Source organism: Daejeonella sp. H1SJ63 (assembly GCF_029360775.1).
Classification (GTDB): domain Bacteria; phylum Bacteroidota; class Bacteroidia; order Sphingobacteriales; family Sphingobacteriaceae; genus Daejeonella.
In genome coordinates this window covers 1-13,067 of the sequence record NZ_JARKMZ010000008.1, presented here as the reverse complement: position 1 = coordinate 13,067, position 13,067 = coordinate 1, and the positions used below count along the sequence as shown (strand labels likewise).

Sequence of the window (13,067 nt, the reverse complement as noted above, 5' to 3'; positions counted from 1 at the left end):
TTGTCTTTAATTAATACTTTCTGCACAGCGAAAACCCAGATTGGCAATACAGTAATTTCCTTTTAAACTTCCGCGATAGCTGAACCTGAGATAGCCGGCATAATCTTCCTTGTCTGCAACATTCAGTGAACCGGCAGCACAAAACATTTGTTGATCGTCAGAATTATTTCCCCTGGAGTCGGCAGTAGTAATGTAGCTGTTGAAATTGAAAGTCCATTCCCAGATTAATCCATGCATGTCATACAAACCGTATGCATTTTGATAGGTTGTTTTAATGTTTGGTAAAACCGGGAGATTGGGTTTTTTATACCAGTCTAAAATATAGTCGGTTAAGGAAGATTGTTTGATGTTTTTAGGGGTCCCCAGACCTGCATATTCCCATTCTGCAACCGTTGGAAGCCTTTTGTTTTTCCATTTACTGTAGGCCTGAGCTGCAAACCAGGATACATTAACAACCGGAGAATTGTAAATGTTTTGATTAGACTTTCCGATAGATAAATCATTATCCCAATGTTTTAAATAATTAATATCGGCAAACAACCTGTTCACTTTTGATCTGCGCCATTCAGGATTAGATTTCACAAATTCAAGAAACTCTGCATTGGTGACTGCAGTTTCGGCGAGTTTAAAAGCTTTTACCTCTACTGGTTTATTGTTGCCGGTAATAAAAAAGGGTTGATAAAGACCTCTTTTAACTACAAGCATTCTTTTCCCGGGATTAACTGCTTTCTTCTGAGCAAAAGATACTCCGAAGAAAGCAGTTGAAATCAGCATGATTAATATAATTCTCATGACTATCAGATCATTTACATCCGTAAGGCAGATGCAAGGTTTAGTTTTTTAATTTTTTGAAGATAGAAGGGTCCTCTTCTCCGCTTACTTTGATCTGAGCAACAGCCCCTTTATTAAATGCACGGAAAATAGCGTGGTCAACTACATTAAATACTCCCGGTACCTGCATTTTCATGTCAACAATAGTAGAACCTCCTGCCGGTACAAGGGTTGTTTGAACATCATGGTTTTTGGCTTGTCCACCCTCTATGTAAACGTCATCAAAAATTTCTCCGATAACGTGGAAGGATGAAACCAGATTAGGTCCGCCGTTTCCAACGTATAGTCTTACAGTTTCTCCCACTTTTGCGGGTAAAGCATTAGAGCCGGTTGTAGAGCGTACCTTTCCGTTAAATATTACATAATCAGCATGTTCAGCAATTGCTTTTTCTTCATCAAAGTCCTGTAATCCTTTAGCTCCATGTGCACCTTTGGTGTAAAAGTCGCCCTGCATCAAATAGTATTCCTTGTCCACTTTTGGCATTCCACCCTGAGGTTCAACTAAGATCAAACCGTACATTCCATTGGCTATGTGCATTCCAACCGGACCAGTGGCACAATGGTATACATATAAACCGGGCTGAAGCGCGCGGAACTGAAAGCGGGTTGACTGGCCCGGAGCAGTGGCAGTTGCTGCTGCACCTCCACCGGGGCCGGTTGCCGCATGAAAGTCTATATTATGTGGAACTTTGCTGTCAGGAGCATTTTTAAGAGTAAAGTCAATCAGGTCTCCCTGTCTTACTCTGATAAATTTCCCCGGAACTTTTCCGCCAAATGTCCAGAAAGTATAATCTGTACTATCGGCTATTTTCATTACTTTTTCAATAACTTCTATTTCTACTTTTACCTTTTTAGGTGAGGTATAAGTTAAAGGCTTCGGCACAAGCGGGGCATCGGTAAGTTCAGCATTTACCTCGCCTGTAATGACTGTGTCAATGTTTTCAATATTGAATGATGTTGAAGCGTTGCTTTTGCAGGCAGTCTGTATGCTTGCGACTGCGGCTACAACCATGATAATTAACCAGGATTTTTTCATTTTGGTTTTTATTTAGTGAAACATATTTATTGTTTGGCTCAGCGTTTTAGTGAGCAGATTTTTCGTACAGTAATATTTCAGGCTGAATATTGATCGACAACCAAATCCAGTTTTGTGCTGGTTTCATCTTCTGATTTTCAGATATACTTTTTACATATCTCATGGAGTTTGTATTGAAGATCTGGGAATAACCGCCTGTGAGTTTAACGTCGTTGAGTAGCTGGTGCTGAAAACTCAGATCGATTTCATGACCGAGTACCGAACCTGCTTTTTTATTTCTGTAGTTTATGATTTTGCCGGCTGCTTCAAAATGATGAAGGGCTAACTGATAAGTAGTATTTGCTGAAGATTTATAAGAAGTGTTAATATAGCTGTCCCATAAGCCTACGTTTTTATGCGGACTGGAAACATAGAAGTAATCCATATGACCATAAAATTTATGGTGAGTTCCGAAAAGTGGGTTGAAGCTGCTCACAGTGGAAGATCTGTTATCCATATCTTTACCACTTAAATAATCACTTCCAAGGCCGGCTGATATTTTTTTGCTGAGTGCATAATTGCCGCTCAAAGAGCCCATCCAGGCACTTGTTCTTTGAACTGCTTTTGTCTTACTGTTGGTACGACCATCCTGATAATACAGACTTGCAATGGCAGAGAATTTTTTCTTTTTAAGATTGGTATTCCATCCTAATGTCTGCTGATGGGAAAGAAGTGAATCTGTGCGGCTTTGCTTATCCAGATTCATTGCAATTGCTGAGAAGCTTAGGTCATTGGTCGGACTGTATTGTATCCATGCAAATTCCATGGATTTATATGGCTGACTCAGAGAATCGTTGTAGAAAGTGCCATTCAGTCTTTCTGAATTCTGATTATAAGCTAATGCGATATCAGTTTTGAATTTGCCTTTCTGGTACCTGAAGAGTGCAGCATCGTGTTTGCGTCCTGAATTGTTCCAGTCCAGAGCACCCAATATTCTTTCATCATCATAAGACAAAATCTGACGTCCGATTTTTAGCTGCAGATTATTGTGTAAATAAACTTGTGCCCATGCCTGATACAGGTTAATATCAGTTGAGGTCTGCTGTACCTGAGGATCTTTACCCCATACATTAACTGACTGAAACTGTAGGCCTAAAGAGATTTTATTTCCTCTCTGATAAGTCAATCCGATACGATTGCGTTGTGAGATAAACGAGGCAGGATCCTGAGTAATCAGCAGGGGAGTGAAAACTCCATTTCTCAACTCAGCTCTGGGGCGAAGTTGAATGTTTAGTTTAAGTACTTCCTTTTCTGCTGAAGGCTGTTGAGCCTGTACAATGTTTGAGGGGCCAATCAAAAGAAAAAAAGTTATTAATAATCCAAAATTTGAGAGGCGGGGCGGGAAATTTATCTGGTCTTGCATTTGGCAATGCTTTTAAATGTCAGAACAAACTTAGCTCCGCAATTTCCGTAAATGAGTGACGGCGGGCTCTAAAAAAAATGATGTTAGTCACAATAAAGGATAAAATTGTCTTTTATTTTAATATGTTAAGAGTGGACATAAGGTTATGACAGACAATAGCTTACGGATTAGGTTTTACAAGCTGTTATCTGAGTTGAAGTTTCCTGGTATTTAAGATTTTGGTCTGTTAGAATTGCTATAATTAGACATTTGGGTGTTAAATGATAGAGAGATTTATACTCATTTGAAGATGGTGGAGCAGTTCCGGAGTTTGGAAAATGAGATATACTGTAAACAGTTCAAATTTCATCTGCAGAGCCTCCTGCATTTTGATAATTAAATCGGAAATCAGTCGGTTGATCAGCTAGCGCGACGTGCTCCATCTTCATTGGATCAATTTAAATAAACTTGTTTTTAGCCGGGATTCTCTATTTCTATTTTTTCAGTTTACTCATTGAGTGAATATTTACAGGTTAATTTGATGGAATTTTGCCTGAGTATATATTGCTTTTTACTAAGTAGATAGAGTGGTGATATTTGCACGATCTGTAAGCTCGCTAGCTGGGATTATCAGTCAACACGATTCGCACTTTTCCAATGGTAAATGTTGCTATATTTAGCTAATAATCTCCATTTCCCATTATGAAAATATTCAGACCCAACACAATAATAATTTCCCTTAAAGCCTTATTGATCGCAGTTGTATTCCTATACCCGAATACGTCATCAGCGCAGCAACCTGTAAAGATGCATTCAGAGTACGGATCGAAGAATCAAGATGTAGCTCGTCTATTGGAATTCCAAGGTATTGATCAGTATCGTAGCTCCTTTAATGGAGAATCTTTAAAAGGCAGACACTTTTTGCTTACGGTTAAGTCAATTTGGGGTGGAGAGTTAACAAGGAATGATACTATTATGAACACTGTGCAGTATGGTGACTTCGCTAAAATTTCCACCGATAGTCTTGAAGTATTTGTAACAGGCGCCAGAGTGGGAGATGAACTTAAAGTTAATTTCAGGTTTCCCAAGGTTGTCATCACACGAAAGTATAAGGCCGTTTCTAGTGACGATTATAGTCTTCGAGCTGTGGGAGATCAAATGGTCTTCAAGCCAGGTGTAACAGTTCCTGCCTATGTGTTCATGCTTCCATACGAAAATGGAGATGGAAAATATTACTGCACGGTACAGCAGAGCGGTGGGAAAGTAGAGGATTGGGGTAAGAAGTTCAAACTAAAACACTACTTAGTATTCGAAATGAAATTTATTTGAACCTCCCCACTGTCCGTAGAGTTTAGCAACGCGGCTCTATGGATTGGTAAATGGTGTGGAGTCTTCAGACTCCTCTTAAAATCCCATTTATACCGATAGAAAATTCTAATAAATCAATTTGAACAGAAAAGCAATTTATTTTAATCTGATTGTAATATACAATTATTAAGAATTTTTTGTAGTGGCCCCCGATAGTATCGGGATTGGGTACTTTTGGCCTACAAACCTGAGCCGCCCTTTAGCGGCGAAAGCATGAACACCTATCAAAACAATAAAAAAGATGAATAACGCTGAGCCCTCCCGGCGATTGGCTGAACTTAACATTCCTGCCTGCACAAAATGCCGGAAATTCCCCGCCAATGGAAATATTTTATTAGTTTCAGGCTTATCCAAAGGTTTGTTTCAATGAAAACTATTTTATCTATTGATGGTGGCGGTATAAAAGGTATTATCCCCGGAATGGTTTTGGTAGAACTTGAAGAACGTCTGAAACAAAAAACGGGTAATCCAAAGGCATTTTTGGCTGACTATTTCGATCTGTTTGCCGGAACAAGTACAGGTGGTATTTTAACTTGCTTATTACTTTGCCCTTCAAAAGATAATCCAGCTTATCCTCGTTTTACTGCCCGTGAAGCTTTGGATTTATACATTAAACACGGTTCAGAAATATTTGAAATTACAGGCCTGAAAAAGATTTTATCAAAATTCGGATGGGTGAAGGAACGATATGACGGAAAGGTTTTGGAGAAGATTTTGCTAAATTATTTTGAGGATGTTAAACTGAGTGAACTCATTAAGCCCTGCATTATAACAGCTTATAATATCGAGCTGAGAAAAGCACACTTATTCAGACAGAAGGTTGCTAAATTACGGGGAAATACCAGAGATTTTTATGTCAGGGATGTGTGCCGGGCTACCTCTGCGGCACCTACATTCTTCAGTGTTGCCGAAGTTTATTCCCTGGCCGGGATAAGATATCCGCTTCTGGATGGGGGTATCTTTGCCACTAACCCCTCTTTAAGCGCATTTGTTGAAATCAAAAAAGATCCGGCAGATTTGATTCCGAAAGATATCTACATCATGTCGCTGGGAGCGGGGAATTCTAAAAAATCGTATGACAGTGATGAGTTGAGGGATACCAAGGCCCTTTTTGTTGTACCGGCATTGCTGGATATGATTATGAGTGGAGCAACAGAAACATCTCACTTTTACATGAAGCAGATATTTAACTTTTTGGGTTTGCCGGATCATTATGTCAGGCTGGAACCTTTCGATTTGCAAAGTATTGATGAAGAAATGGACGCCGCAAGTCCGAAAAACATAAAAAAGATCGTTGCTTTAGCCGACAGAATGATCAGCCAGAGAAGTAAGTTAATTGAGGTGCTGGTGGATAATTTAATAAAATTGAAAGAATCGGGAAGCAAGTAAGCGGATAGGTTCAGGTTTTCTTTTCTGCTTTCATTTAAAACCAAACCGCAGTTTTTTTGTCAAGGAACTTTTGAATCATTGGAACAACAAGGTCGCTTTCTTTAAAGTCTGGGGTTATTGTGGTAACTTCTCCTATATATTGTCCGTGTCCACCCGGAATGATGGCCAATTCAGAGTTTGCAATTTGTCTGTGCAATTCAATAGCGTGTTCCGGAGTGATAATATCTTTGTCGCCAATAATGATTAAAGCCGGTGCTTTAATTGATTTTATTTGCTCGTCAGGAATGTCTTTGAAGTTGACCATTCTTTTAGCATCTCTGTCATGCATCACTTGTAAGCCATTGGTGTCTGCTGCAACTTTTTTGTATCCGACTTTTAAGAGTTCGGGCATATTTCCCAGTTTGGCATTTGCCATAAATCCCCAAAACCAATCCGGAACTCCGTTTCGTTTGGCAAGTGCTGATCCTAAAATTATTTTATCAACCAATTCAGGATGCCGGATAGCGATTTGTAAAGTAGTGGTCCCGCCGTTACTGAAACCGAAAAAGTCTGCCTTGTCAATTTTTAAGTTTTTGAGAAGTGCGGCAACATCATCGGCATCCTGTTCAAAGGTAAGGTCAGCGTTACGGTCATTTGTCCGGCCATGAGCCTGGAGTTCAAGAGCAATTACCTGTCGGTGTTTAGCCAGTATCGGAATGATTTTTTCAAAATTTGTCTGAATGGTTGAACCACCACCATGAATTAAAACAAGTGGTTTCCCCTGTCCCTGAATTTCATAATACATTTTCAGTCCGTTCACTTCAGAATAACCATTTCTAAAAGTCAAACTATCGCCTATTGCTGTCATACTCTTATCTGTGTTTTCTGTCTGGGTATTGCAAGAAGACAGTGTGAAAATTATCAGGACTAAATAAATCATTGTTTTTCTCATTTCAACTGTTTTAATTTCAACACTTTTCGCTGTTGAGACGGTTTGATTTCAGGAGGGCTTACCCGAGAATGAAAGCTGAAACCTGTACAAATGTTCAATATCAGCTATTCAATTTTCGTGCCGGTTCATAATAAAGAATGACTGCCCCGCCGCTGAATGTTTTCGTTTTGAAGAGTTTAAGCATGATTTTTTCAGAGATATCTTTAAACAGCGGTAAACCACTTCCTGCAACAACAGGGTGAATGCAAATCTGATATTCGTCTATTAAATTTAGCTTCGTTAAGGCTACAATCAGACCCGGGCTGCACACAAAAATAGCTTTGTTTCCATTAGTGTCTGATTGTTTGAGTGCCCTAACTTCTTCTTCAAGATCCCGGCTTGCTAACCGTGCACTTTTCCAGTCTACCTGTTGCAGGGTACGGGAGAATACAATTTTCGGGGTACTGTCTATGGCTGCAGCAAAGTCATCCATCGACTGATCACCGGTGGGATTTTCCAGTACGGTTCGCCAGAACTCCATGAGCTGATAAGTTATTCTACCATATAAAGCGACCTCAGCACTTCTTAACAGGTCGGCATAATGGTGGTGTATTTCTTCGTCGGGCACACCTGAAGTATGATCACAGAATCCGTCAAGCGTCATATTCATTGCTGCAATTACTCTTTTCATGATTTCTATTTTGCCGGCTTGTTTCCTGAAATGTTATACAATAATCGTTAACGGTTTCGGCGTTTGAAAACGTTCTTGATCAAATTAAACCTGAGCTAAGGGCTTCAGATGTGAATCCTTAACCCGGTTCTGCCGACGCGTGTGTACCCCGCTCGTATTTCATTACAAGATAAACCGGCAGGCGAGTTTCAGGACTCTTTTTCAAGCAATATCCTTAGAGACGTTTCACTTAAACTAAGGAGAGCTGGGTAGATAAGTTTTACAAATGGATTGATATTGTCATTTTTTTTGTAGTATTAATCTATGGGTCTAACAGCGAGCCATTTAACATATACCTTTAACACTAAAAGTATGAAAATAAGAAAATTGGCAATTTCCTCTTTAGTTATCATTGCTCTTTCATTTATATGTATTCAATCAGTTTCGTCGCAGGGTAAAGTTGATTATTCCAGGAACGGTGATATACATAAACAGGTAATCAATTCATGGAATACCCACTATCGTGATTATTTTGCTTCAGAAATTAAGAGGAGGTTATTTCAGGAAAATGATGTCTATCTTTTATATGACATTCAGAATGGAGGCTTACAATCCTTTGTAGAGATGACCCGGAGATGTAAGGATACCCAGCAAATTGGCGAGCTTGTCGATTTACTAAGTCCCATCCTTACCGCATTAAAACCTATCCCAAATACGAATAATGGTACCGGCTGGATTTGTTCCGGCGGGAATATATGTACAGCCTATGGTCTTCTTGGAAAGGAAGTTCCTCTTTGCAGTCTGCAGTTTTTGGGCTTGATAGGGGCGCTTTCCACTAGTATAACAGAAAACATTCCTCATAAAAAGCAATCAATGGCAGAGAAGGAATTTCTTGCTAATACTTTCAATACCATGGCTGTTCAGTTAAATCGCTGGTTTACGACAGACTATTTCAAAGCTGTTAATAACAGGCTAAGTATGACTCCTGCTGATATCAAAGATGGGAGTTCAAGATATTTTTTTTCTGACAGAGACCTTTGGCATTTGACAGTTCTTTCTGATTTGTCAGAATTATACAAATCCGGCATCCGGCCTGCAACAGAGGATGGTAAAAAAGCTTTTGAGGATTTGCAAAATAAGAAAGAGGGTATAAAAAAAATATTTGATTTATTCCTGGCAAGATCTATCCTCACCAAGTCCAATACAGGAGTAAGGGCTGAAATAGATAGAGGATATTGGAAGAATTTTTATGATAACAGATATGCCAAATATACAGGCTCTCAGAGTCCCGTCACTTGGGAAAAAGGTAGCGACGGAGAATGGAAAATGATTACCCATGTTAAATTGGATAGTACTTATATCTCTAATGATGTAGCATGGGATATCAGTCATTCAAGAAGATTGGTTCCGGCTTTTGAAACATTTGTAAGAAACCGGAAAAATATTAAAGCGATCTGGGGCTATGACAATCCGGCTTTTGACCCAATTGCTCTTCGCAAAGCCTATGCTAACCAGATTGCTGAAAAAATATGGAATGGTGATGTTAATTATCCCTTATTTTCGAATTTTTGGAGTGGGGATAATGGTTGGTACAGAGTAGCATACGTACACCAAACCGGAAGGAGATTCATTGGTTATCCTCCTCACGGGCTGAGCTCATCTATGCCTTTAGGCGGTTATCCGGTTTGGGGGGCTTTTCATCCAACCTTAAAAACCATTTTCAGGAATATTTTTGAATTGTCAAAAACTAATGACTCCAGGGCAAAATCTTTTATCTCGGAGTATTATACAGGCTTATTTGGTAATGATTCAAATAATACTTCAATAAAACCAATTCAAAATCTTTCCTTTTTATCGGATTTAGTGGAATGAAATAAAAGGGAAACTCTGCCATTAATATGGATTAAAAACTTTATAGAATTAGTAGTAGGGATAACAGAACTTTAATTAAAGATAGCTCCGTGGCTTTCTCCCTCTAAGGCACAAAAAGTGAGGAAGGCATGAGATGCGGATGTGTTGAGTATTTGCTGATGGAAATTCATACCTTTATATAAAGAGTCTTTTAAAACATGGCGCCATGAATGTATATTTAGTATTTGGCATCTTTATCTTCTTAACTATTTTAATAGCTACTTTATCAAAAGGAAGCTTTAAACGATCGATTGTTAAAGAGCATTCAGAAGCATACTTTGAAAAGGGTTGGAAGCAATGGGGGGTACGTACCAACTATTATCGAGTTGCTATAGGATTAGCAGCTTTTATCACTATGGCTATTGTTGCTATTGTGAAACTTGTTGGGAATCAGATATAAACCAACCTCCCCATAATCATCAACACAGAAAGATATAGATTTGTGATAAATGAGCTTTTGGATAATGAATGAGCCTAAGTTATCACTATATATATTACTGCCCAGATTACAATAAACGTTAAACCAGTGAAGACTTCAGTTCGATATTTCTTTATATCTTTTTTTATAAGTAAATGATATAGCACCCATAACATAAATATTGGTGCCATGAATAAAGGAATAAGACCGTACATATTGATGTTGTTTTATTAAAGTTACTACTTTTAATTTAATGTTGACTGGTGATAGTGTAGCCTTCCCTACATAAGCCATTTGTTTGGATCTTATAAAGATTTAAGTATTAATCACTATTCCCATTCTTAATAATCTTCTTACACCATCATCAGCTTGAACCTCTAGCGATCCATGATAAAAGTTAGCTGCTTTGATCACTCCACTGATGGGTTCTGTAAATCCCATGTATCCTAACGACTTCTGAGTCTTTGGATCAGGATAAAGGTCATTCATCGTCACTGTGAATGTTTTGGATTTCTTGGCAGGTAGTTTGACTTCTACCTTTTTTGTGCTATCGACTGTGTCGACCTGGGCACAACTGGTGAGCATGACACTCACTGTCCGTAGAGTTTAGCAACGCGGCTCTATGGATTGGTAAATGGTGTGGAGTCTTCAGACTCCTCTTAAAATCCTATTTATACCAATAGAAAATTCTAATAAATCAATTTGAACAGAAAAGCAATTTATTTTAATCTGATTGTAATATACAATTATTAAGAATTTTTTGTAGTGACCCCCGATAGTATTCGGAAGCCGGCCTCAGGATGAAAAATCAATCCATAAAAAAAGCTCACATTTCTGTGAGCTTTAAATGTAGCGGGGAGCAGGATCGAACTGCCGACCTCAGGGTTATGAATCCTGCGCTCTAACCATCTGAGCTACCCCGCCGGATTTGTTTTGTTTACTGTGAATTAATACTTTATCTTAGGTCGGTTCAGGAAATAAATCCTAATAATTTTGCTTTAGATTGTATCAAACAACACTGCCTTTCAAAACAGAGTTGCAAATATAGTGGAAAATACTTTTCTTTAGAAAAAATGGTGAAAAAAATCCCCGAACAGTATAAATAAGTACAGGAATGGCAGAAAAGAAAAAGTTTAACGTTGAGTATGAGGTAAAATCATCTCCTAAAATATTGTTTGGCTTTCTGAGTGAACCGAATGGGCTGGCCCAATGGTTTGCTGATGATGTTACCTACAGAGATCAGGTTTATACATTTACATGGGATGGTGAGCAGCAAAAGGCAAAGCTGCTTTCCGTGAAAGAAAATAAACTTGTGAAATTCAAGTGGATTGATGATGAACCTCATTGCTATTTCGAAATGGAAATTGTTCAGGATGAGCTGACTAACGACGTAGCTCTGGCTATTACTGATTTCGCTACTGAAGATACTATTGCCGAACGCAAACTGATCTGGGATAATCAGATCCAATATTTGATTAGTGTTCTGGGCGCTTAGAGATAAATTTTCTCTATTTTTGCATCTGTGAAGAAAGTACACTTATTAGTGTTTAAGGCCTTTTTAAGGCCTTTTGTCGTTACCTTTTTCATTGTCATGTTCGTGCTGTTGATGTTATTTTTATTTAAATACATCGACGATCTGATCGGAAAGGGCTTTGAATGGTATGTGATACTCGAATTGCTGATGTATGCATCGGCAACCAATGTGGCTATGGCCCTTCCCCTGGCCATCCTTCTTTCTTCAATCATGACCTTTGGCAGCCTTGGCGAGAATTATGAATTGGTTGCTATCAAATCTGCAGGAATATCATTGCAAAGGGCAATGATGCCCCTCATTATCACAGTGAGTATGCTGAGTGTGGGTGCCTTTCTATTCTCTGATTATATGCTTCCGGTGGCAAACCTGAAGATGGGCTCATTATTGTATGATGTGCGTAATCAAAAGGCCGCCTTTCTGATCAATGAGGGGGTATTCAATAACAGTATTCCAGGCTATTCAATTCGTGTTAAGAAGAAAGACCCTGATCAGACTCTGCATGATGTGCTCATCTATGAACGCAATACCACCAGCGGAAATGTGAATGAACTGATGGCTAAAGAAGGGCAGATGTTTATTACAGACGATAATCAGCTGCTGGTGCTGAAACTGAAGAATGGTAAACGCTATGAGGAAAGTCCGGGGAGCACCGGAAGTTATAATCCCCGTCAGCGTTTGATGCGTACTTATTTTAAAGAAACTGAGCAAAGGTTCGACCTTTCTGGCTTTAAAATGAAACGTACAGATGAGGAATTGTTCAAATCGAACTACGCCATGCTTAATTTGCGTCAGCTGAATTTTTACCGCGATTCCTTTCAGCTGAAAGCAGACAGTAACCTCAGATCAACTTACAAAGATTTGACCATGCTGAACCGCACTTATCGTACAGATTCTCTTAATCCGAAAGGCTCCGTTAAACTCCTGAAAAAATATAAAAGAGTTGAAGATATGATCCCCCGGGAAAGAGCTTTACAGTCTATTCAGACCGCAAAAGATCAGATCAGATCAGTTAGAGATATTCTGAACAGAAAGCAATTATTTATTGTAGATAATGATGTGCGGATGCGTGGTTTTTTGATTGAGCTAAACCGGAAATTCACCCTTGCATTCTCCTGTCTGGTGCTTTTCTTTATCGGGGCGCCTCTGGGAGCCATTATCCGTAAAGGAGGTCTCGGACTTCCAGTGGTTATGTCTGTACTCTTCTTTTTATTGTACCATATCATTTCTACAATTGGTGAGAAGTCTGTTAAAGAGGGAACAATGTCGCCGTTCATCGGAATGTGGATTGCTATTTTTGTGCTTAGTCCGCTTGGTATATTTCTTACCTATAAAGCAACGGCAGATTCAGTGTTGTTTGACCTGGATTATTATAAACGCTGGTTCAGGAGAATAATCAGCAGGAAAAAAGAATAATTACCGGATTGTTTAATCATTGTTGTCCGGTTAAAATGATTTGCTCACACTGAAAATCTTTCGCTCATGCCGCTGGGCCTAATTCTTTTCCTGCAGCTGAAAAGAATCAAAAAGCCGCGGCTGTCCGGTATTTGTTGTAAATCCACATTTTATCCTTTTAGTGCACTCCAAGACGTGTTTAAGCAAGTGAGGTATGAATGTTTCTG

12 protein-coding genes and 1 tRNA gene are annotated in these 13,067 nt (G+C 39.0%); 6 read left to right on the top strand and 7 right to left on the bottom strand.

The features are described 5' to 3' along the window. Positions 1–6: 6 nt before the first annotated feature. From P2W72_RS04115 to P2W72_RS04105, 3 genes are read right to left on the bottom strand one after another with little or no spacing between them, the layout of a single operon-like run. A complete protein-coding gene (locus tag P2W72_RS04115) occupies positions 7–792 on the bottom strand; it encodes a formylglycine-generating enzyme family protein (RefSeq protein WP_276359633.1) in 786 nt (261 codons plus the stop codon). Between the two features lie 40 nt (positions 793–832). After that, positions 833–1,867: a copper-containing nitrite reductase gene (gene nirK / locus P2W72_RS04110; protein ID WP_276359632.1), complete on the bottom strand. Its 1,035-nt coding sequence runs from the start codon at positions 1,865–1,867 to the stop codon at positions 833–835. Positions 1,868–1,913: 46 nt separating this feature from the next. Beyond that, positions 1,914–3,269, bottom strand: a complete 1,356-nt coding sequence (locus P2W72_RS04105) for an alginate export family protein (RefSeq protein ID WP_276359630.1) — start codon at positions 3,267–3,269, stop codon at positions 1,914–1,916. Between the two features lie 681 nt (positions 3,270–3,950). Between P2W72_RS04105 and P2W72_RS04100 the strand changes: the two genes are divergently transcribed. Both P2W72_RS04100 and P2W72_RS04095 read left to right on the top strand, forming a co-directional pair. Then, the gene (locus tag P2W72_RS04100) at positions 3,951–4,577 is read left to right on the top strand and encodes a hypothetical protein (RefSeq protein ID WP_276359629.1); all 627 of its coding nucleotides are present in this window, start codon (positions 3,951–3,953) and stop codon (positions 4,575–4,577) included. Positions 4,578–4,982: 405 nt separating this feature from the next. Then, the gene (locus P2W72_RS04095; RefSeq protein WP_276359628.1) at positions 4,983–6,005 is read left to right on the top strand and encodes a patatin-like phospholipase family protein; all 1,023 of its coding nucleotides are present in this window, start codon (positions 4,983–4,985) and stop codon (positions 6,003–6,005) included. A gap of 34 nt (positions 6,006–6,039) precedes the next feature. On the opposite strand, the gene P2W72_RS04090 is transcribed toward P2W72_RS04095, so the two are convergent. Continuing rightward, entirely contained in the window at positions 6,040–6,936 is an 897-nt protein-coding gene (locus P2W72_RS04090; protein ID WP_276359627.1) for an alpha/beta hydrolase, read from the bottom strand. Between the two features lie 100 nt (positions 6,937–7,036). Then, entirely contained in the window at positions 7,037–7,606 is a 570-nt protein-coding gene (locus P2W72_RS04085) for a dihydrofolate reductase family protein (RefSeq protein ID WP_276359626.1), read from the bottom strand. A gap of 351 nt (positions 7,607–7,957) precedes the next feature. Here P2W72_RS04085 and P2W72_RS04080 point away from each other — a divergent pair, with 351 nt between their 5' ends. Together P2W72_RS04080 and P2W72_RS04075 are read left to right on the top strand one after the other, a co-directional pair. Then, on the top strand, positions 7,958–9,457 hold the full coding sequence (locus P2W72_RS04080) for a hypothetical protein (protein WP_276359625.1): 1,500 nt from the start codon (positions 7,958–7,960) through the stop codon (positions 9,455–9,457). Between the two features lie 205 nt (positions 9,458–9,662). Then, positions 9,663–9,896, top strand: coding sequence for a hypothetical protein (locus P2W72_RS04075; RefSeq protein WP_276359624.1), 234 nt, complete (start codon positions 9,663–9,665; stop codon positions 9,894–9,896). A 333-nt stretch (positions 9,897–10,229) separates the two neighbouring features. Here P2W72_RS04075 and P2W72_RS04070 read toward each other — a convergent pair whose 3' ends face one another. After that, on the bottom strand, positions 10,230–10,499 hold the full coding sequence (locus P2W72_RS04070) for a hypothetical protein (protein WP_276359623.1): 270 nt from the start codon (positions 10,497–10,499) through the stop codon (positions 10,230–10,232). A 265-nt stretch (positions 10,500–10,764) separates the two neighbouring features. Then, positions 10,765–10,838 (bottom strand) — tRNA-Met (locus tag P2W72_RS04065). Between the two features lie 190 nt (positions 10,839–11,028). Here P2W72_RS04065 and P2W72_RS04060 point away from each other — a divergent pair. Further along, a complete protein-coding gene (locus P2W72_RS04060) occupies positions 11,029–11,409 on the top strand; it encodes an START-like domain-containing protein (protein WP_276359622.1) in 381 nt (126 codons plus the stop codon). A gap of 27 nt (positions 11,410–11,436) precedes the next feature. Next, positions 11,437–12,861: an LptF/LptG family permease gene (locus P2W72_RS04055; RefSeq protein ID WP_276359621.1), complete on the top strand. Its 1,425-nt coding sequence runs from the start codon at positions 11,437–11,439 to the stop codon at positions 12,859–12,861. Positions 12,862–13,067 lie beyond the last annotated feature (206 nt).

Bases quoted from the DNA above. Each gene is read 5' to 3' on its own strand.
- P2W72_RS04095 (WP_276359628.1), top strand. From the start codon at position 4,983: ATGAAAACTATTTTATCTATTGATGGTGGCGGTATAAAAGGTATTATC.
- P2W72_RS04075 (WP_276359624.1), top strand. From the start codon at position 9,663: ATGAATGTATATTTAGTATTTGGCATCTTTATCTTCTTAACTATTTTA.
- P2W72_RS04105 (WP_276359630.1), bottom strand. From the start codon at position 3,269: ATGCAAGACCAGATAAATTTCCCGCCCCGCCTCTCAAATTTTGGATTA.
- P2W72_RS04085 (WP_276359626.1), bottom strand. From the start codon at position 7,606: ATGAAAAGAGTAATTGCAGCAATGAATATGACGCTTGACGGATTCTGT.
- P2W72_RS04080 (WP_276359625.1), top strand. From the start codon at position 7,958: ATGAAAATAAGAAAATTGGCAATTTCCTCTTTAGTTATCATTGCTCTT.
- P2W72_RS04060 (WP_276359622.1), top strand. From the start codon at position 11,029: ATGGCAGAAAAGAAAAAGTTTAACGTTGAGTATGAGGTAAAATCATCT.
- P2W72_RS04115 (WP_276359633.1), bottom strand. From the start codon at position 792: ATGAGAATTATATTAATCATGCTGATTTCAACTGCTTTCTTCGGAGTA.
- P2W72_RS04100 (WP_276359629.1), top strand. From the start codon at position 3,951: ATGAAAATATTCAGACCCAACACAATAATAATTTCCCTTAAAGCCTTA.
- P2W72_RS04090 (WP_276359627.1), bottom strand. From the start codon at position 6,936: ATGAGAAAAACAATGATTTATTTAGTCCTGATAATTTTCACACTGTCT.
- nirK (WP_276359632.1), bottom strand. From the start codon at position 1,867: ATGAAAAAATCCTGGTTAATTATCATGGTTGTAGCCGCAGTCGCAAGC.
- P2W72_RS04070 (WP_276359623.1), bottom strand. From the start codon at position 10,499: ATGCTCACCAGTTGTGCCCAGGTCGACACAGTCGATAGCACAAAAAAG.